Source organism: Comamonas sp. B21-038 (genome assembly GCF_022387135.1).
Lineage (GTDB): Bacteria > Pseudomonadota > Gammaproteobacteria > Burkholderiales > Burkholderiaceae_C > Comamonas > Comamonas sediminis.
Map to the genome: position 1 here is coordinate 3,162,689 of NZ_CP092462.1, position 18,700 is coordinate 3,181,388.

Sequence of the window (18,700 nt, forward strand, 5' to 3'; positions counted from 1 at the left end):
CCAAGCATAGCGGATCGCTGCGGGCCAGCGCGCCCCAGCGGTCCGGTGTCGGACAAAGGCGCGCAGGCCCGCTGCGGCCAGGGGTATGCGCCGGGGCCCGCTGCCAAGCTGCGACAATCCCAGCCATGGTTTCACGCTTCCGACCCGAGCCTCTTGGCCAACCCCTTCCTGACAGAACCGGCATTCTGCTGTGCAACCTGGGCACACCGGATGCGCCCACCACGGCAGCCACGCGCCGCTACCTGGCCGAGTTCCTGAGCGACCAGCGCGTCGTCGAGATCCCGCCGCTGGTCTGGAAGCCGCTGCTGCACGGGGTGATCCTGCGCACCCGCCCGGCCCAGTCGGCCGCCAAGTACCGCAGCGTCTGGATGCCCGAGGGCTCGCCGCTGGCCGTCTGGACGGAGAAGCAGGCCAAGCTGCTGCGCGGCACCCTGGGCGAAGCGGGCCACCAGGTGCTGGTGCGGCCAGCGATGCGCTACGGCAACCCCTCGATCGCGAGCCAGCTCGATGCCTTCAAGGCCGAAGGCGTGCGCCGCGTGCTGGTGCTGCCGCTGTACCCGCAGTACTCGGCCACCACCACCGCCAGCGTGGTCGATGCGGTCAATGCCTGGTGCGCCAGCGCGCGCGACATCCCCGAGATCCGCTTTGTGCGCAGCTACCACCGCGATCCCGGCTATATCCAGGCACTGGCCCAGAGCGTGCGCAAGCAGTGGCAGCTGGACGGCCGCGCGCCCAAGCTGGTGATGAGCTTCCATGGCATCCCCGAGCGCAATGTACGCCTGGGCGACCCCTATCAGCAGCACTCGCAGGAGACGGCCCGCCTGCTGGCCGCCGAGCTGGGCCTGACCGATAGCGAGTACATGCTTACCTTCCAGTCGCGCTTTGGCAAGGCCAAATGGCTGGAGCCCTATACCGAGCCGAGCCTGATCGCGCTGGCCCAGCAAGGACTGCGCCATGTGCAGGTCATGTGCCCGGGCTTTCCCGCCGATTGCCTGGAGACACTCGAAGAGATCAACCAGGAAGTGCGCGAAGCCTTTGTGCATGCAGGCGGCCAGCAGTTCGACTACATTGCCTGTTTGAACGACCAGCCCCGCTGGATCCAGGCGCTGCGCGAGCTGGCCCTGCAGCACCTGCAAGGCTGGGACACCGGCACGGCGCCATCCCAGCCCCGCTGAGCTGCCCCGCACCACGCTGCCAGAGACCGCACCACGATGACCCTCCTCTCCCCTTACCGGCCCGAGCAGCGCGAGCGCGTGCTGGGCCTGTCGCTGCACGAGGCACAGCTGCCCTTTGTCGCCCCGATTGCCCAGACCCTGGCCGAGCTGCACCCCCGGCTGGGCGCCCATCTGATTGGCGATGGCGAGGAGATTGCCGGCTTTTTCCTGATCGACCAGGACTACGCGCAGCACTACCCCTTTGCGTCGGCGGACAGCCTGGGCCTGCGCAGCTTCTTCATCGACCAGCGCTTTCAGGGCAAGGGCCTGGCCAAGCGCAGCCTGCAGGCGCTGCCCGCCTATCTGCGGGCGCAGGGCCTGGCTGCGACATCCGTGTTTCTGACGGTGAACTGCAAGAATGCCGCTGCGATACCGCTGTACCGCCAGTGCGGTTTTGAGGACACCGGCGAGCTCTACCTGGATGGTGGCTACGGCCCGCAGCACATCATGCGGCTGGCGCTCTAGCCCCGCGCTTGCGCTTTGCCCAGACACCCCCATTGACCCACAACAAGGCCCCAGGCGCCCCGCGCCCCTGGGGCTCTCCAGAAAAATATCCCCTTGTCCGACACGCCATTGACCCCTTCCCCACCTGCCAACCCGCTGCTGTGCGCCGAGCTGCTGCAGGCCGACCAACTGCGCCTGCGCATTGACCCGGCCCAACTGGGCTTTGCCAGCACCTCCGAGCTGGTGCACGAGCCCTTCTCCTGGATCGGCCAGCAACGCGCGCAGGCGGCGGCCGAGTTTGGCTTGGCGATGGACCCGCCCGACTACCACCTGTTTGTGCTGGGCGAGGAAGGCAGCGGCCGCACATCGCTGCTGCGCCAGGCCATGCAGGCCGAGGCACAGCGCCGCCCCGCTGCGCAAGATATCGCCTTTGTGCACAACTTCGCCGTGCCCGAGCGCCCCCAGGCGCTGCGCCTGCCCGCCGGCCAGGGCCGCAGCCTGCGCCGCCGCATCGAGGCCATGGTGGACAAGCTGCCCGAGCAGCTCGACAAAGCCGTGCAGCAAGCGCAGCACCGCAGCCAGATCGAGCAGCTGTACAACCAGGCCCGCCAGGCGGAAGAAGCCGCCTTTGGCACGCTGCACGACTGGGCGCAGGGCGCCGGCCTGCGCATTCGCCGCGAGGAAGGCCAGCTGGTGGTGGACAGCCAGGACAACCCGCCTGGCGACCCCACCGGCCCGGACGCCGGCCCGCCTGGGGCGGGTGTGCAGCAAGAGCAGCCGCCTGTGCTGGAAAATGCCACCCCGCCCCAGGCAGATACCGAGGCCGACCCTGCACTGCTGCTGGCGCCCGGCGAAGGCGAGGACGCCGCAGAGGCCCCCGGCACCGCAGTACCCGCCGAAGACCTGGAATACCAGCTGCGCGTGCAGCTGGCACAGTTCCGGGGCCAGGTGCGGCAGGCACAGATGGCGCGCGATGCGGCGCTGAACCTGTTCTACCAATCGCTGGCCACGCCGCTCTGGCAAGCCGCATCGGCGCAGGTGCTCGATGGCCTGACCCCCAGCGCCGAGCATGCAGCCACGTTGCAGCGCTGGCTGTCGCAGATGCAGGCCGAGTGGCTCAAGAATATGGCGCTGTGGGTGCCGGGCAGCATTGCGCAGGATGCCGATGCGCTGCTCGACCAGACCGACAGCATCGAGGGCGAAGGCGAAAGCCAGGATGCGCGCGACGATGCCCGCGCCTTGCTGGAGGCCAAGCGCAAGGCGCTGCGCGCGCTCAGCCAGCTCAACCTGATCGTCGACCACCATGGCGAGGCCCATGCCCCCGTGGTGCTGGAGGACCAGCCCAGCCTGCGCAACCTGTTTGGCACCATCGACCCGCCCGAGGAGGACGAGCGCCGCAGCGATTTCTCCTGCATCCGCGCGGGCAGCGTGCTGCGTGCCGATGGCGGCTTTTTGATGCTGCACCTGCGCGACCTGCTGGGCGACGAGGACAGCTGGCAGGCGCTGCGCCGGGTGCTGCGCACGCGCCAGCTGCGCATCGAGGATGCCCATGCCGCGCAAGGCCCCAGCAGCAGTGGCGCGATGCTGCCCGAGCTGCTGCCGCTGAACTTCAAGCTCGTGCTGGTCGGCTCCGAAGAAGCCTACTACCAGCTGCAGGAGAGCGACCCGGACATGGCGCGGCGTTTTCGGGTCAAGGTCGATTTTGCCGAGCAGTTCAAGGCCTCGGCCGCCACCTACCGCGCCACCGCTGCACTGATGGCGCAGCGCTGCAAGCTCTACCAGATGCCGCATTGCGACGCCGGTGCGGTCGCCCGGCTGCTGGAGCAATCCCACCGCGAGGCCGATGACCAGCAGCGCCAAAGCGGCCGCTTGAACCAGCTCGAAGCCTTGCTGCTGGAGAGCGCGCAGCGCGCCCGGCGCTCAGGGCAGGACCGTCTGGTGCAGGCCGCCGATGTGGAAGCCGCGCTGGCCGCGCAGCGCCTGCGCCACAACGCGATGGAGCAGGACCTGCATGCGGCCATCAGCGACGGCGAGCACCTGATCTCCTTTGCCGGCAGCCAGGTCGGCCAGATCAATGGCATGTCGCAGATCGACACCGGCGACCACCGTTTTGGCCTGCCGGTGCGCATCAGCGCGCGCACCCATGCCGGCCAGGAAGGGGTGATGAACATCGAGCGCGAGGTGGCCATGTCCGGCCCCATCCACGACAAGGGCGTGCTGATTCTGCAAGGCTATCTGACGGCCCTGTTTGGCCATCTGGCGCCGCTGGCGCTCAATGCCTCGGTCGTGTTTGAGCAGGAATACAGTGGTGTCGAAGGTGACTCGGCCAGCTGCGCCGAGCTCTATGCGCTGCTGTCCTCGCTGTCGGGCCTGCCGCTGCGCCAGAGCATCGCCGTCACCGGCGCGCTCAACCAGCACGGCGAGGTACTGCCCGTGGGCGGCCTCAATGAAAAGATCGAAGGCTGGTTTGACCTGTGCGCCGAGCAAGGCCTGGATGGCAGCCACGGCGTGCTGATCCCCGCACGCAACCAGCGCCATCTGATGCTGGCCGAGCGGGTGGTACAGGCGGTGGAGGCCGGGCAGTTCCATGTCTACACGGCCGCGCATGTGGGCCAGGGCCTGGCGCTGTTGATGGACCAGTGCGACCTGCCCGCGAGCGCCCCGCACCCGATGCCCGAGGCACAGCGCCTGCCGCTTGCGCTGGTGCAGGCAGCCGAGGCCAGCCTGCTGCAATACCGCCTGGCCTGCCAGCGTGCCGACGCTGCGCGGCCCCGTGCGCAGCGTTTCCGCCAGCGGCTGCTGCCCAAGCCGGCCAAGCGCCCGCCGCTGGATTAAAGGCGGAGGGCGAAAGGCAGAAATCCTCGATCAGGCCTCGTCGGGGACCGGCAGATCCTGCGACGACGCTGCCGCGAGCTGCAGGCGCAGCTGGGCGTTTTCCAGCTCCAGCTCCTGCACGCGGGCGCGCAGGTCGCTGATCTGCTGCTGGGCCTTGTCCAGCGCGGCATCCACCGCTTCGGCACCATGCGCGGCCGAGGGTGCGCTGGCCGGTTCCTGGGCTTCGGGGGCCTCCTCCTTGGGCTTGCGCTTGGCCTCGCGCACCTGCTTGACCACCTGCTTCAAGCCATCCTTGCCGCCTTGGGCAGCGGCCTGCTGCTCGTCATGCGGCAGGCTGGCCACCACGGCAGCAGCATTGATGGAGATATCACCGGCCTTCAAGGCCTCGACCAGCGCCGGCGCGGCGCTTTTCTGGATCTTCTCGATCTGTGCCACCTGGCTGCTCGACAGCCGGGCCGCCTTGGCGATGGCCTCGCGGGTGGCTACCTTTTCCAGCTCGGCGGCATCGACCGGCGAGAAAGCCTCGTCGGCGTTGCTGACCGCAGGCGCCTCGCCTTCGGCCGGCTGTGCAGCCACCGGGTGGGCCTTCTCCAGCTTGCGGTGCTCCAGAATCTCGCGCTTGCGCAGCGCCAGCACGCCGCGCTGAAAATCCGAGACGCTGCGCCGCCCCAGGTGCTGGTCGATCATCCACAGGTAGACATCCTCCATCGACTGGAACTGGGTGTTCTGCACCGTGTTGAAAGGCAGGCCATGCTTTTGGCAGATGCCGTAGCGGTTGTGGCCGTCGACCAGCACATTGCCCCAGAGCACCAGCGCATCGCGGCAGCCTTCGGCCAGGATGCTGCGCTCCAGCGAGGCATGCTCGTCAGGGGTCAGCGGGTCGATGTAGGCCTTGAGTTCTTCGTTGACAACAATATCCATAATGCAGCGCGGCGGCAGGTGCCGCCGTTGGGTAATCCTTGAAAAAGCTTGCGCCGATTGTAGAAGTGCGCAAAAGTGGCAGCCGCTTGACAAGGATTTGACAGCCATGAACAAGACCGAACTGCAGGCATTGATGGCCCTGCTGCAGGCACGCTTTGAGGCCCATATGCCGCGCCACCCCCTACTGGCATGGGCACAGGTGCTGCAGCGCCTGGACAGGAACACGGCTGCGCACCAAGCGCTGGCCCGGATGGAGGCCACCGGCGGCGAGCCTGATGTCATCTTGCAGGACAGTGCCAGCGGCCGGTTGCTGTTTGCCGACTGCGCTGCCGAAAGCCCCAGCGGCCGGCGCAGCCTCTGCTTTGACGAGCAGGCACTGGCCGCCCGCAAGGAAAACAGGCCCGCCGGCAGCGCGCAGGGCATGGCCGATGCGATGGGTGTGCAATTGCTCGACGAGCTGCAGTACCGCCATCTGCAGACCCTGGGAGCGTTTGACTGCAAGACCTCGAGCTGGCTGGCCACCCCCGAAGCAATGCGCCGTCTTGGGGGCGCGCTGTTTGGCGACCGGCGCTATGAGCGCGTGTTCAGCTACCACAATGGCGTGCAGTCCTACTACGCGGCACGCGGCTTCCGCGCCGGGCTCTGGGTATAGGCAACCCAGGCAGGCAGCGCGGCCTTTATTCCCTCAGGGTATATAACCTTACCGCCATATATTCAATCTGCGCACAACCTGCTCGCAGACCGCAATCGCGGGACAATAGGGCCCATTGAATTGCCTCTACAAGCTATTGCCATGACAACCTTTCGCCATCTGGCTGTGGCCAGCGCCCTGTTGGTCAGCAGCTGGCTCACGGCAGCCCATGCCGCGCAACCGCTCTTGAGCCCGGCCGAGCTGGCCAGCGCCCAGCAAGGCGCTGCTGCGCCTGTCGTCATCGATATCCGCGAGCCCAAGCTCTATGCCGAAGGCCATATCCCCGGCGCGCTCAATGCGCCCTATGGCAAGTGGCGCGGCCCGGCCACCAACCCCGGGGAGCTGCCCGATCTGCCCAAGCTCACGACCTTGGTGCAGTCGCTGGGCCTGACCCCGGCCACGCATGCGGTGGTCGTATCCACTGGCGCCGATGCCACCGATTTTGGCGCGATGGCACGGGTCTACTGGAGCCTGAAGGTGCTGGGTCTGAAGGAGCTGTCCATCGTCAACGGGGGCATGAAGACCTGGGTGGCCGACGGCAAGCCGGTCAGCACCGAGGCGCCCCAGGTGCAGGCCAGCAGCTACCAGCCCGTGCTGGACGAGAGCCTGATCGCCACGCGCGACCAGGTGCGCTCCCATGTGGATTTGAGCAATGCCGCGCTGGTCGATTCCCGCCCCGATGCCTTCTACCAGGGCAAGACCCGGGCGCCAGCGGCCAAGCTCTCGGGCACCCTGCCCGGCGCGCAGCAGCTGGATTTCAACCAGTGGTTTGTCAAGGGCACGGCCCAGTTTGTGGACCCGGCCACCGCCCGGCAGATCGCCGAGAAGGTCAGCCGCAAGGACGGCCAGGACACCGTCGCCTTTTGCAATACCGGCCACTGGGCCGCCACCGACTGGTTTGGCCTGAGCGAGATGGCCGGCCTGCCCAACGTCAAGCTGTACGCCGGCTCGATGGTGGACTGGACCCAGCAGCCCGGTGCCCCGGCGATGGAGAACCAGCCCGGGCGCGCCGAATCGCTGGCCTATGACGCCAAGCAATGGTGGCAGCGCAAGTTCAAGTAAGCCTGACCCGGTGCTTCGGCTGCCAGCACTCCCGCAAAGGTGCTGGCAGCTTTTTGTTGTATTGACTCTCAACGGTGATCGTGATGAAACGACTTCCCCTGTCGATCCTGATGGCGGCCTTTTTTGGCTGGCTGCTGTGGTCGGTATCGCTGCGCCAGGCGGCGCTGTTCCTGGTCGGTATCGGCCTGGGTGCCATCCTGGCCGGCCAGCGCTTTGGCTTTACCACCGGCTGGCGCATGCTGGTCGAGGACAAGGACCCGCGCGGCGTGTTTGGCCAGTTGCTGCTGCTGGCACTGGCCGCCGCCATGGCCATGCCGCTGCTGGGCCACTACCCTGAGCTGACGGCTGCGCTGGGCCCACCGAGCATCAGCCTGCTGGTGGGGGCCTTTGTGTTTGGCCTGTGCATGCAGATTGCCGATGGCTGCGGCAGCGGCACCTTGTACAAGGCGGGCATGGGCATCCCGATGAACACGGCCATCCTGCCGATGTTTGCCATCGGCAGCTTTTTGGGATCGCTGCACCTGGGCTGGTGGCTGGACCTGGGCCGCATGCCGGCCGTGGGCCTGGTCAGCACCTGGGGCTGGTTGCCTGCGCTGCTTGCCACCTTGGCAGCGCTGGCCGTCATCGGGTTTGCGGTCCAGGCCTATTGCGCCAGGGCCCATGCGGCGCAGCAGCGCAGCATGCCCGGCCTGTGGCAGCGCAAATGGGTGATGGGCGCGATCGGCCTGGCCATCTTCGCGACCCTGAACCTAGTGATTGCCGGCCAGCCATGGGGCGTCGTCTATGGCTTTGGCCTCTGGGCCGCCAAGGTCGCCAATGGCACCGGCATCGTGGACCTGGCAGGCAACTGGTTCTGGAGCCAGCCGGGCAATGCCCAGCGTCTGCACGAGACCGTGCTGCTGGACATCACCAGCATCACCAACATCGGCATTCTGGCCGGTGCGCTGTGGATGGCTGCCGGCAAGCCCGCCGCTGCCAAGGCGCTGACCGGCACGCAGTGGCTGGTGGCCCTGGCCGCCGGGCTGGTGCTGGGCTATAGCTCGCGCCTGGCCTTTGGCTGCAATGTCGGCGCGATGCTCTCGGGCATCAGCACCGGCAGCATCCATGGCTGGATCTGGGTGCCACTGGCCTTTGCCGGCACGATCTTCGGGCTGCGCATTCGCCGCCATTTTGGTTTTTAAGCACAGGAGCCGTATATGAACACCACCGTTTTGCGCAGCACGTTCTGGGTGCTGCTGGTCGCCTTCATCGCCTGGGATTATGTCCACAGCCAGCCCGTTGACCTGCGCTACGAGGCCCCGTTGATCGCTGCGGGCTCGGGCCAGCACGCCAGCGGCGGCCACTGCTCGATGCCCGACTGAGTGCGCCCGGGGCGCGTCATGGCTTTGTCATGAAAAATTCACGATAGCGGCCAAAAATACCGGGTTTGGCGAGGGGCAACCGCCCGTCCCCGGAGTGCTATCTTGAACGAACCCCTGCCGCGGGAGCCCGACCCGCTCCCGCTGGTCTCCCCCCACGACAACAGCGGCCTGATCTGGGGCTATGCCTTCGACGGCCATGGTCCCGCCACCGCGCTGAATGCCGAGCAAGCGCAGGCCTGGCTGGCCGCGCCGCCCAACAGCACGGCCTTTATCTGGCTGCATTTCAACCTCTCCCATGCCCACTGCCTGCGCTGGCTGCAGCAGTATGCGGCGCTCGATGAGCAGTACTTCGAGGCGCTGCGCGATGGCCTGGCCTCGACCCGTATCGAGCGCATGGATGATGCGCTGCTCGCCGTCATCAACGACATCGATTTCGACTTCCAGTTCGAGTCCAGCGACATCCACACGATGTGGATCCAGGCCTCGCCCCAATGGGTGATATCGGCGCGCGCCCACCCGCTGCGCTCGGTCGATGCGCTGCGCCAGCAGATTCGCCAGGGTGACACGCCCGGCTCCAGCCCGCAGCTGCTGGAGCGCCTGCTGCGCGCCCAGGCCGATGTGCTGGTGCGCATCGTGCGCGATGTGACCCACCGCGTTGACCAGATCGAGGACACCATGCTGGGCGGGCGCACGCGCATGCAGCCGCGCCAGCTGGGCGCGCTGCGCCGCCTGCTGGTGCGCTTGAAGCGCCTGCTGGCGCCTGAGCCTTCGGCCATGTTCCGCCTGCTGCAGACGCCGCCGCAGTGGATGCTGGATGAAGACCTGCATGCGCTGCGTGCGGCCAGCGAGGAGTTTTCCGTCTTCCTGCGCGATATGCAGTCGCTCGAAGAGCGCATCAAGCTGTTGCAGGAAGAGATTGCCGCCGGCATCAACGAAGACACCAACCGCTCGCTCTACACCTTGACGATGATCACCGTGCTGGCCCTGCCGGTGAACATGATGGCCGGCCTGTTTGGCATGAATGTGGGCGGCATTCCGCTCAGCCAGGATCCGTTGGGCTTCTGGCTGCTGGTCGGGGTGATCGTGCTGTTCTCGTTGATCGCGGCCTGGTGGCTGCGCAGCAAGCGCCGCCACCCGCCGGCCTGAGACCGTGTTGCGCGTCTGCAAAAAGACATTGAAAACCCATAACTGATTATTTTTTTGTAAAATGGAGGGCTTGGGTGTCGTCACATAGGGTGTAGCGGCAGGTTGTGAGCGAAGGTCGGGCCGCCTCGCTGGAACATTGTTGCCTGCACACTTTTGCCTGCGGCCGCTGCCACCCACGTGCACGCCCCGCCGCCTGCAAACGCTTGCATGCTTCGCATCGGAGCACCTTCATGTTTGCGATCGAGCACCTGGCCGCTGGCATCTTTGCCATCGCGCTGGCCCATACCTTTCTTGCCAAACAATTCGAGCGCCTGTCGCACCGCTACCCGCGCCACGCGGGTGTCTTCCATCTGCTGGGCGAGGTCGAGATCGTCTTCGGCTTCTGGGCCATGGTGCTGATCGGTGTCATGGCCTTTGCCAGCGGGCCATCCCAGGCCATTGACTACGCCGAGTCGCGCAATTACACCGAACCCCTGTTCGTCTTTGTCGTCATGGTGATGGCGGCGTCCCGCCCCATCGTGACGACGGTGCAGCGCAGCTTGGCCGCACTGGCCAGCGCCACGCCGCTGCCCACCGCCCTGAGCCTGGCCTGGCTGGGCCTGGCCGCCGTGCCGCTGATGGGCTCGCTGATCACCGAGCCGGCCGCGATGACCATTGCCGCACTGACCCTGGCCCCGCTGGTCTTTACCCCGCGCATGCCCACCCGCCTCAAGTACCTGGCGCTGGGCGTGCTCTTCGTCAACATCTCGATTGGCGGCACGCTCACCTCTTATGCCGCCCCGCCGGTGCTGATGGTGGCGGCCACCTGGGGCTGGGACAGCGCCTTCATGCTGAGCCAGTTTGGCTGGAAAGCGGTGATTGCGGTGCTGGTCAACGCCAGTATTGCTGCCTGGTGCATGCGCGCCCATCTGGCAGCAGCACCGCCCAGCGACGATGCGCAGCCGGCCATGCCGCTGGGTGTGGTGGCCGTGCATGCGGCCCTGCTGGCGGCGGTGGTCGTGCTGGCCCACCACCCGGTGCTGTTCCTGGGCGTGTTTCTGCTGTTTCTGGGCTACACCCATGCCTATGTCAAATACCAAAGCCCGCTGATCCTCAAGGAGGCACTGCTGGTGGGCTTTTTCCTGGCCGGCCTGGTGGTGCTGGGCGGCCTGCAAAGCTGGTGGCTGCAGCCGCTGGTGGCCAGCATGGCACCGCTGGTGCTGTTCTTTGGGGCGCTGGGCCTGACCGCCATCACCGACAACGCGGCACTGACCTACCTGGGCTCGCAGATCGAAGGCATGAGCGACGCGGCCAAGTACATGCTGATGGCCGGTGCCGTCGCCGGTGGTGGCCTGACGGTGATTGCCAATGCCCCCAACCCCGCTGGTGTGGCCTTGCTCAAGCACGGCTTCAGCAACGCCACCATCAGCATTGGCGGCCTGTTGCTGGGCGCCTTGCTGCCCACGGCCATTGCAGCCCTGGCTTTTCTCTGCCTGTAAAACCCGGCCTTGAAAGCTGTCACGCAGATGCGGCGCTGCTGCCCTGCACCTGGTAGCCCGCATCGACCCAGGCATCGATACCACCCAGCAGCGGCCGCACCCGCTGGATGCCGGCACGTCGCAGCAACTGGGCCATGCGGGCAGCCGATACCTCATTGGGGCAGGCGCAGTAGATGATCACCGAGGCCTCGGGGTCGATGGCCGGCAGCCGCGCGCCCTTGTCATGCGGGTCATAGGAATGCGCGCCGGGGATGTGCGATGCCTCGAACGCCGTGCCGGCACGCACATCGAGGATGACGGGCAGATCATCGCCACCGAGCATGTCATTGAGCTCATCGACGGTGAGCCGCTCCATGCGCAGCGAGCGGATCACCTGGCGGCGGCTCCACCAGCGGCGCGCAATGAAGATGGCAAACCCGAGGCCCAGCAGCAGCAAACCCCACTGGCCCAGCTGCGCGAGCACGGCCAACAGGTCCTCGACCGTGGAGCTGAACAGCCCCCCCAGCAGCACTGCCGAGCCCACCCAGAGCAAGGCGCCCAGGCCATCGAACAGCACAAAGCGGCTCGGCGTAGTGCCCACGGCACCGGCCAGCGCGCTGGCAATCGACGCAAAGCCGGGCACAAACTTGGCGATCAGCAGCGACTTGGCGCCCCAGCGGCCGTAGAGCGATTCGGTGTTCTGCACGCAGGAATCGGGCGATAGCGAAATCTTGCAGACCCGCGCCAGCACCCGCCTGCCGTAGCGCCGCCCCATCGCATACCAGACGCCATCTGCGATCAACGCCGCCAACACCGCCACCGCGATCAGCAGCAACTGCTGCGGCAGCGAACCGCCGTGAATGGCACCGGTGACCATCAGCACCGGATATGCGGGAATGGGCGCGCCCAACTGCTCGATCAGCACATTGAGAAAGACGATGCCAACACCGTATTCGCGCACCAGGGCAACAATGAAATCCATGAACGCAGGCCGTTTCCACGCTGCCTTGGCAGCACCAGTTGCTAATCTGCAAATGGTAGGCCATGGCACCGCCACTGCCTAGCCCGCAAATGGGCAATACAGTGTTGCAGCACGGGAACGACACGCATGGCAAAGGCATAAAAAAGGCACCCCGCAGGGTGCCAAGAGAAGGACCGGTGATGTGCCGATGATCACGCCGCCGCGGCTTGCAGCGCCTTGCGGTTGCCGACCCACTTGAGGACGCGGGGCACAATCAGCACCGCCAGCACGATGATGATCAAGGTCAGTGACATCGGGCGCTGCAGGAAGATGGTCCAGCTGCCCTCGCCAATGGCGACCGCGTTGCGCATCTGGGCCTCGGCCAGCGGGCCCAGGATCATGCCCACCACCACAGGGGCAGTGGGGAAGTCAAAGCGCCGCATCACCACGCCCAGCACGCCAATGCCCAGCAGCAGGAACAGATCGAAGGTGCTCTGGCGCATGCCATAGGCGCCGACGGTGGCGAAAATCAGGATGCCGGCATAGAGCTGCGGCTTGGGGATCTTCAGCAGCTTGACCCACATGCCGACCATCGGCAGGTTCAGCACCAGCAGCATGACATTGCCGATGTAGAGCGAGGCAATCAGCGCCCACACCAGCGCTGCCGAGCTGGTGAACAGCTGGGGGCCGGGGTTGATGCCGTAGTTCTGGAACGCACCCAGCAGCACCGCCGTGGTGTTGCTGGTGGGAATGCCCAGGGTCAGCAGCGGGATCAGCGCCGCCGTCACCGTCGCATTGTTGGCCGCTTCCGGGCCGGCCACGCCTTCGATGGCGCCCGAGGTGCCGAACTCGGCCTTGTCATCGCCCTTGGCCAGTTTCTTCTCGGCCGCATAGCTCAGAAAGGTCGGGATCTCGGTGCCGCCCGCAGGGATACAGCCAAACGGCGTGCCGATGATGGTGCCACGGATCCAGGCGGGTACCGAGCGCTTCCAGTCGCGGCGCGTCATGTGCACGCGGCCCATTTTGTTTTGCGTATCGCGGGTCTTGGCTTCGTAGAGCGCAAAATACAACACCTCGGCCACCGCAAACAGGCCCACGGCGACCAGCACGATGTCGATGCCATCGAGCAGCTCGGGCTTGCCCATCGTGTATCGCGCGGCGCCGGTGATCTGGTCCATGCCGATGCAACCCACGGCCAGGCCCAGGAACAAGGCGGTCAATCCGCGCAGGCTGCTCTTGCCCAGCACAGCACTGACGGTGGTAAAGGCCAGCACCATCAGCATGAAGTACTCGGGCGGGCCCAGGCGCACGGCAAACTCGGCCACGGTCGGTGCAAACAAGGTCACCACCACGGTGGCAATCGTGCCGGCCACAAAGGAGCCGATGGCCGAGGTCGCCAGCGCCGCACCAGCACGCCCGCTCTTGGCCATCTTGTTGCCCTCCATCGCCGTCACCATGCTCGCCGTCTCACCGGGGGTGTTGAGCAGGATCGAGGTGGTCGAGCCGCCATACATGGCGCCGTAGTAGATGCCGGCAAAGAAGATCATCGAGGCAGTCACCTCGACCTTGGCCGTGATCGGCAGCAGCATCGCCACCGCCACCGCAGGGCCGATGCCGGGCAGCACACCCACCGCCGTGCCCAACGCGCAGCCCACCAGGGCCCAGAGCAGGTTCACCGGCGTTGCCGCCGTCATGAAGCCTTGGATCAGTGCATTGAAAATATCCATCACAGCCACCCTGTCTCGGTCAGTCCGGGCAGGTTGATTGCCAGGAATTGGGTAAAGGCCCAGAACACGGGCGCAGAAATCAGCAGACCCGTCACCAGGTCCTTGCCCATGGTCTTGAACGAGCCCGCCTGCGTTTGGCCGGTTGCGCGGCGCAGCCCTTGCGTGGCCAGCACATAGCACAGGCTGCAGCTGAGGATGAAGCCCAACGTAGTGATCAGCGCCGCGCTGCTGATCAGCCCTGCGCAGACCCAGGTGAGCGCGCCCCAGTCACCATGCTGGGCGCCATCGGGGGCATCGAGGTGGTGGAAGCCGCCGGTCAGCGCCTCCCAGCACAGCCAGATGCCGCACAGGCCCAGCACGCTGGCAGACAGCCAGGGCAGAAAATCAGGCCCCACGCCGCTGTAGCCCGCTTGCGAGGGGATGTGCAATGCCCCCCAGGACAGCAGGCCGGCAATCACCAGGACCGCTATGCCGACCAGCAGCTGCGAGGTGGTGCGCGGCGTGTGCGCATGCTCGAAAGCCTCCGGCGCAGGCGCGGCGGCGCCGTTGGCGCCGGGCCCCGAAGAATCTGCGGTGTTGCTCATATCGAAACTCCTGAAAAGATGACGGCGCCGCCCCCGCGCCACCGATCAGGCGGCAACGGCCCAGCCGGGCACCGGGCCAGGCCGGTGCCTCAGACAGATGGCAAAGGGGAGCGCAATGCGCAGCGCATGGCCGCCAGCGGCCATGCCGGCTGCGCTTAGACCATGCCAGCGCGGGTCATGGTGTCCTTGAGATTGGCGAACTCGGCGGTGACGAACTGGCTGAAGGCATCACCGGCGAGCCATGCCGAGGTCCAGTCGTTCTTCTTCATCGACTCGGCCCAGCTGGCGCTCTTGGTGGCTTTTTCCAGCATCGCAATCAGCTGCGCGCGCTGGTCAGCCGAGATGCCGGGCGCCCCATAGACGCCGCGCCAGTTGCCGATTTCCACATCAATGCCCTGCTCCTTGAGCGTGGGCACGGTCGAGCCTTCCAGGCGCTGGGCCGAGGTGACGGCGATCGGGCGCATCTTGCCGGTGGCGATGTACTCGGCAAACTCGCTGAAGCCGCTGCCGCCAACGGTGACATTGCCACCCAGCACGGCAGCAATCGCCTCACCGCCGCCCCGGAAGGCGACATAGTTGATCTTGGCCGGGTCCACACCCACGGCACGGGCAATCATCGCCGCAGCAATGTGCTCGGTCGAGCCGCGCGAGCCGCCGCCCCACTTGATCGAGCCAGGGTCCTTCTTGAGCTGGGCGACCACTTCGGCCATGCTCTTGTAGGGCGAGTTGGCGGGCAGCACGAAGACGTTGTATTCGCTGGTCAGGCGCGCCAGCGGCGTGGCCTGGTTCAGGTCCACCGGTGGCTTGCCGGTGATGATGCCGCCCAGCATGACGGCGCCCATGACCATCATCGCGTTCGGATCGCCCTTGCTGCCATTGACGAACTGCGCCAGGCCGATGGCGCCTGCGGCGCCGCCCTTGTTGTCATAGGTCACGGTGCCAGCGACGCCGGCATCCTGCAACGCCTTGCCCAGCGCACGGCCGGTCGTGTCCCAGCCGCCACCGGGGTTGGCGGGCAGCAGCATCTTGACATTGGTGGCAGCAAAGGCCTGCATCGGCAGGCTGCCGGCAGCGGCCAGCGCAAGCATGGATTTGAGGAATGCATCACGGCGCATGGTTGTCTCCTGATCGTGTTGTTAGTGCCTGAATCATCGCGGCCCTAGCTGTCAAATGGCTGTCAGCCAGGCGGTCCAGAGCTAGGGAAAACACCGAGTCTGGAGGCACCGAGGAATTGGTGCACACTCCCGCCATGCACCTCTTGCTGATCGAAGACGACCCCACGATGCAGACCACCTTGCAGCGCACCTTGCGCCGGCGGGGCATGGAGGTCACGCCCATCACCGATGGCGGTGCGGCGCTGCCAGCCTGGCGCAAGCTCGCGCCCGACGTGGTGGTGCTGGACCTGAGCCTGCCGACGATGGACGGGCTGGAGATCATTGCCCAGGCGCGCAGCGAAGGCCTGGCCGCCCCCACCCTGATCCTGACTGCGCGTGGCACCGTCGGCGACCGCATTCTGGGCCTGAACTCGGGCGCCGATGACTACCTGGCCAAGCCCTTTGACCTGGACGAGCTGGAAGCGCGCATCCGCGCGCTGGTGCGGCGCGCGCAACCCTTGGTGGCCGAGCCCGCAGCACCGGCTGTGGCACCCCCCGGCATGGCGCTGCGCTATGACAAGGCGTCCGAATCGTTTTACTGGCGTGGCAAGCTGTTTGAACTGACGCCGCGCGAGGTGGCTTTTCTGCGCGTGCTGAGCCAGCCCATGGGCCAGGCGGTGACCAAGGAGCGTTTGTTCAGCGCCGTCTTTGCGGGCGAGACCGATGTGCAGCTGGAGGCGGTCGAGGTAGTGGCCTACCGCCTGCGCAAAAAGCTGGCGCCGACAAACATGCAGCTGATGACCCTGCGCGGCCTGGGCTACCTGCTCAAGCCCGGTGCCGCCGATGGCGCCTGACAGCAGCAAGGCCCCGGGCCGGTCCCAGCCGCCGCGCATACGCTCGCTGCGCCGCAACCTGCTGCTGGGCATCTTGCTGCCCGTTGTGGTGTTCATCATCTACAACACCAGCAGCCTCTACCGGCAGTCGCTGCAGGCCATCAACACCGCTTACGACCGCAGCCTGCTGGCATCGGCCAAGGTGATTGGCGAGCAACTGACTGTCGCCGGTTACGACGACCTGGCGATTGTCGATTCGGCCGTGCCCTATTCGGCGCTGGAGGCCTTCGAGGCCGACAACCAGTCGCGGCTGTTCTACCGCGTCTCCAACATGAGCGGGGAGCTGATTGGCGGCTTTGCCGAGCTGCCGATCTGGCGCGGGCGCATCGCCCAGCAGCCACCCTACGCCGCGCTCGTTGATTTCTACAATGCCGAGTTTCGGGGCATGCCGGTGCGCATGGCCGCGCTGCTGCAGCCGGTGGCCAGCGCCACGGGCCGGGGCATGGCCTTGATCCAGGTGGCAGAGACCCTGGAGATCCGCGAATCGCTGGCCCGCGACATGCTCTGGGGCACCCTGGTGCAGCAGGCCTTGCTGTTTGGCTGCATTGCCGTTGTCGTGGTGGTGGTGGTGCGGCGCGCCACCTTGCCGATTCTGCAGCTGAGCGACCAGCTCAATGCGCGCAGCGACCATGCATTGCAGCCACTCAAAACCCCGGCCGCCACCCCTTCGGAAGTGCTGCCCCTGGTCGATGCCACCAACCGGGTGATGGCGCGGCTGTCGCACCTGGTGCAGCACCAGAAGCGCTTTGTGCGTGATGCCTCGCACCAGCTGCGCACGCCGCTGGCGGTGCTGAAGGTGCAGGTGCAGTCGGCCCAGCGCGGCGATGTGGAGCCCGAGCAGGCGCTCAGCGAGATCGCCGCCACCGTGGACCGCGCCACCTTGCTCGCCAACCAGATGCTGTCGCTCGCCAAGGTCGAGCAGCTGCACCAGTCCGAACATACCCAGACCGTCGACCTGACGGCCATCGTGCGGGACATGGTAATTGAGCTGTCTCCGCTGCTGGCCGACAAGAACCTGCAGTTCGAGCTGCAAAGCGATGAAGTGCTGCTGGCCGCCCACCCCTGGATGCTGCGCGAGCTGGTGCGCAACCTTTTGCACAATGCCATCCAGCACTCGCCACCCGATGCGCCGCTGCTGCTGCAGCTGACGCAGCAAGGCCCGGCTGCCAGCTTGCGCATCAGCGACTGGGGCCCCGGGGTCAGCGCGGAGATGCAGGCGCGGCTGACCGAGCCCTTTGTCACCGGCAACCTGCGCGACGGCTCGGGCCTGGGCTTGGCGATCTGCCACTCCATTGTGACGGCGCTGGGCGCGCGCCTGTCGTTGCACAACCGCCTGCACCATGGCCATATCCAAGGTTTTGATGCTGTAGTAGAGTTCAAACCGAATGTCCAACCACCTGCCGAAGATGGCCCACACTGAGACCGACCAGACACCCACGATGCGCATCGACAAATGGCTGTGGTGCGCCCGCTTTTACAAGACCCGCGCCATTGCGGTCGAGGCCATCCACAAGGGCCATGTGAAGGTCAATGGCACCGTCGCCAAACCCTCCAAGGAAGTGCGCGCGCAGGACACGGTCGAGCTGCTGCAGGCGCAGACACCGCGCACCGTCGCCGTGCTGGGCATGGCCGCTACGCGCGGCCCCGCCCCGGTAGCCCAGCAGATGTACGAGGAGACTGCCGACAGCATCCGCCAGCGCGAAGTGCTCAGCGAGCAGCGCCGCCTGGCGCCCGAGCCTGCCAACAGCCTGCAGGCCGGCCGCCCCACGAAGAAAGACCGGCGCGACATGCAGGAGCTGCGCAGCTGGAACGACCGCTGGAGCGCACAGTAAGCCTTGCGCATGCCGCCGGGCGGACGTCCGCCCCCGCCCGTCAGCGCCAGCACTCCGCCGTGCTGCTGCCCTGTGCGAGCTGCAGATTGCCCTGGTGGCCATTGTGCGAAAGCGTGTAGTTGCCACAGCGGTCCCGCTGCTGCGCTCCCGGTTTACGAGTTGCCACCAGCGTATAACGGGCAGCGCTGTTGCCTTCGGCAAAACCAATGGTGTAGCGCTTGTCCGGCAGGTCCTGCCAGGTCAGCGCGGCGGGCAGCTCCAGTGGATAGACACCATTGGCAGTGGCAGCGCGCTCCAGCCATTGCGCAGCCTGGAATAGACCCGTTCGTGCGTCGGTGCGGTGCCCCCGGCGCACATATTCGCTGTAGTTGGGCAAGGCCACCGCGCTCAGGATGCCGATGATGGCCACGACAACCATCAGCTCCACCAGGGTCAAGCCCGCGTTGGCCGGGGAGGACCGAATCTGCATGCCGGCCCT

18 protein-coding genes are annotated in these 18,700 nt (G+C 66.4%); 12 read left to right on the forward strand and 6 right to left on the reverse strand.

Annotation, left to right across the window (positions count from 1 at the left end; translation table 11 throughout):
- Nucleotides 1-125 precede the first annotated feature (125 nt).
- From hemH to MJ205_RS14575, 3 genes are all read left to right on the forward strand, one after another.
- Nucleotides 126-1,175, forward strand: coding sequence for a ferrochelatase (gene hemH / locus MJ205_RS14565; RefSeq protein ID WP_239809122.1), 1,050 nt, complete (start codon nucleotides 126-128; stop codon nucleotides 1,173-1,175).
- 36 nt (nucleotides 1,176-1,211) lie between these two features.
- Nucleotides 1,212-1,679 (forward strand): GNAT family N-acetyltransferase, encoded by a 468-nt coding sequence (locus MJ205_RS14570; protein WP_239809123.1) that lies wholly within the window; start codon nucleotides 1,212-1,214, stop codon nucleotides 1,677-1,679.
- A 93-nt stretch (nucleotides 1,680-1,772) separates the two neighbouring features.
- Entirely contained in the window at nucleotides 1,773-4,493 is a 2,721-nt protein-coding gene (locus MJ205_RS14575) for an ATP-binding protein (protein WP_239809124.1), read from the forward strand.
- 30 nt (nucleotides 4,494-4,523) lie between these two features.
- On the opposite strand, the gene MJ205_RS14580 is transcribed toward MJ205_RS14575, so the two are convergent.
- Complete coding sequence (locus tag MJ205_RS14580; protein ID WP_239809125.1) at nucleotides 4,524-5,414, reverse strand: plasmid replication/partition related protein; 891 nt, start codon at nucleotides 5,412-5,414, stop codon at nucleotides 4,524-4,526.
- A gap of 106 nt (nucleotides 5,415-5,520) precedes the next feature.
- On the opposite strand from MJ205_RS14580, the gene MJ205_RS14585 reads away from it, so the two are divergent.
- The 6 genes from MJ205_RS14585 to MJ205_RS14610 all read left to right on the forward strand — a co-directional run bounded on the left by MJ205_RS14585 (nucleotide 5,521) and on the right by MJ205_RS14610 (nucleotide 11,152).
- Nucleotides 5,521-6,066 carry a DUF4256 domain-containing protein gene (locus MJ205_RS14585; RefSeq protein WP_239809126.1) on the forward strand — a complete coding sequence of 182 codons (546 nt, stop codon included), beginning with the start codon at nucleotides 5,521-5,523 and terminating at the stop codon, nucleotides 6,064-6,066.
- Nucleotides 6,067-6,207: 141 nt separating this feature from the next.
- Nucleotides 6,208-7,167, forward strand: coding sequence for a rhodanese-like domain-containing protein (locus MJ205_RS14590; protein ID WP_239809127.1), 960 nt, complete (start codon nucleotides 6,208-6,210; stop codon nucleotides 7,165-7,167).
- 83 nt (nucleotides 7,168-7,250) lie between these two features.
- Nucleotides 7,251-8,348 carry a YeeE/YedE thiosulfate transporter family protein gene (locus MJ205_RS14595; RefSeq protein WP_239809128.1) on the forward strand — a complete coding sequence of 366 codons (1,098 nt, stop codon included), beginning with the start codon at nucleotides 7,251-7,253 and terminating at the stop codon, nucleotides 8,346-8,348.
- 15 nt (nucleotides 8,349-8,363) lie between these two features.
- Complete coding sequence (locus MJ205_RS14600; RefSeq protein WP_239809129.1) at nucleotides 8,364-8,528, forward strand: hypothetical protein; 165 nt, start codon at nucleotides 8,364-8,366, stop codon at nucleotides 8,526-8,528.
- Nucleotides 8,529-8,630: 102 nt separating this feature from the next.
- Nucleotides 8,631-9,674: a transporter gene (locus MJ205_RS14605; RefSeq protein ID WP_239809130.1), complete on the forward strand. Its 1,044-nt coding sequence runs from the start codon at nucleotides 8,631-8,633 to the stop codon at nucleotides 9,672-9,674.
- Nucleotides 9,675-9,904: 230 nt separating this feature from the next.
- Nucleotides 9,905-11,152, forward strand: a complete 1,248-nt coding sequence (locus MJ205_RS14610) for a putative Na+/H+ antiporter (RefSeq protein WP_239809131.1) — start codon at nucleotides 9,905-9,907, stop codon at nucleotides 11,150-11,152.
- Between the two features lie 19 nt (nucleotides 11,153-11,171).
- Here the strand turns inward: MJ205_RS14610 and MJ205_RS14615 are convergent, their stop codons facing one another.
- The 4 genes from MJ205_RS14615 to MJ205_RS14630 form a co-directional block, all read right to left on the reverse strand.
- Nucleotides 11,172-12,113: a DedA family protein/thiosulfate sulfurtransferase GlpE gene (locus tag MJ205_RS14615; RefSeq protein WP_239809132.1), complete on the reverse strand. Its 942-nt coding sequence runs from the start codon at nucleotides 12,111-12,113 to the stop codon at nucleotides 11,172-11,174.
- Between the two features lie 191 nt (nucleotides 12,114-12,304).
- The gene (locus tag MJ205_RS14620) at nucleotides 12,305-13,819 is read right to left on the reverse strand and encodes a tripartite tricarboxylate transporter permease (RefSeq protein WP_239809133.1); all 1,515 of its coding nucleotides are present in this window, start codon (nucleotides 13,817-13,819) and stop codon (nucleotides 12,305-12,307) included.
- Nucleotides 13,819-14,403 (reverse strand): tripartite tricarboxylate transporter TctB family protein, encoded by a 585-nt coding sequence (locus MJ205_RS14625; protein ID WP_239809134.1) that lies wholly within the window; start codon nucleotides 14,401-14,403, stop codon nucleotides 13,819-13,821. Before MJ205_RS14625 ends, MJ205_RS14620 begins: the two co-directional genes overlap by 1 nt.
- A gap of 155 nt (nucleotides 14,404-14,558) precedes the next feature.
- A complete protein-coding gene (locus MJ205_RS14630) occupies nucleotides 14,559-15,518 on the reverse strand; it encodes a Bug family tripartite tricarboxylate transporter substrate binding protein (RefSeq protein ID WP_239809135.1) in 960 nt (319 codons plus the stop codon).
- Between the two features lie 134 nt (nucleotides 15,519-15,652).
- Between MJ205_RS14630 and MJ205_RS14635 the strand changes: the two genes are divergently transcribed.
- From MJ205_RS14635 to MJ205_RS14645, 3 genes are read left to right on the forward strand one after another with little or no spacing between them, the layout of a single operon-like run.
- Complete coding sequence (locus tag MJ205_RS14635) at nucleotides 15,653-16,351, forward strand: response regulator transcription factor (RefSeq protein ID WP_239809136.1); 699 nt, start codon at nucleotides 15,653-15,655, stop codon at nucleotides 16,349-16,351.
- Nucleotides 16,341-17,810 (forward strand): sensor histidine kinase, encoded by a 1,470-nt coding sequence (locus MJ205_RS14640; RefSeq protein ID WP_239809137.1) that lies wholly within the window; start codon nucleotides 16,341-16,343, stop codon nucleotides 17,808-17,810. The genes MJ205_RS14635 and MJ205_RS14640 overlap by 11 nt, the downstream gene beginning before the upstream one ends.
- Nucleotides 17,797-18,222: an RNA-binding S4 domain-containing protein gene (locus tag MJ205_RS14645; protein WP_239809138.1), complete on the forward strand. Its 426-nt coding sequence runs from the start codon at nucleotides 17,797-17,799 to the stop codon at nucleotides 18,220-18,222. Before MJ205_RS14640 ends, MJ205_RS14645 begins: the two co-directional genes overlap by 14 nt.
- A 40-nt stretch (nucleotides 18,223-18,262) precedes the next feature.
- Here MJ205_RS14645 and MJ205_RS14650 read toward each other — a convergent pair whose 3' ends face one another.
- On the reverse strand, nucleotides 18,263-18,691 hold the full coding sequence (locus tag MJ205_RS14650) for a type IV pilin protein (RefSeq protein ID WP_239809139.1): 429 nt from the start codon (nucleotides 18,689-18,691) through the stop codon (nucleotides 18,263-18,265).
- Nucleotides 18,692-18,700 lie beyond the last annotated feature (9 nt).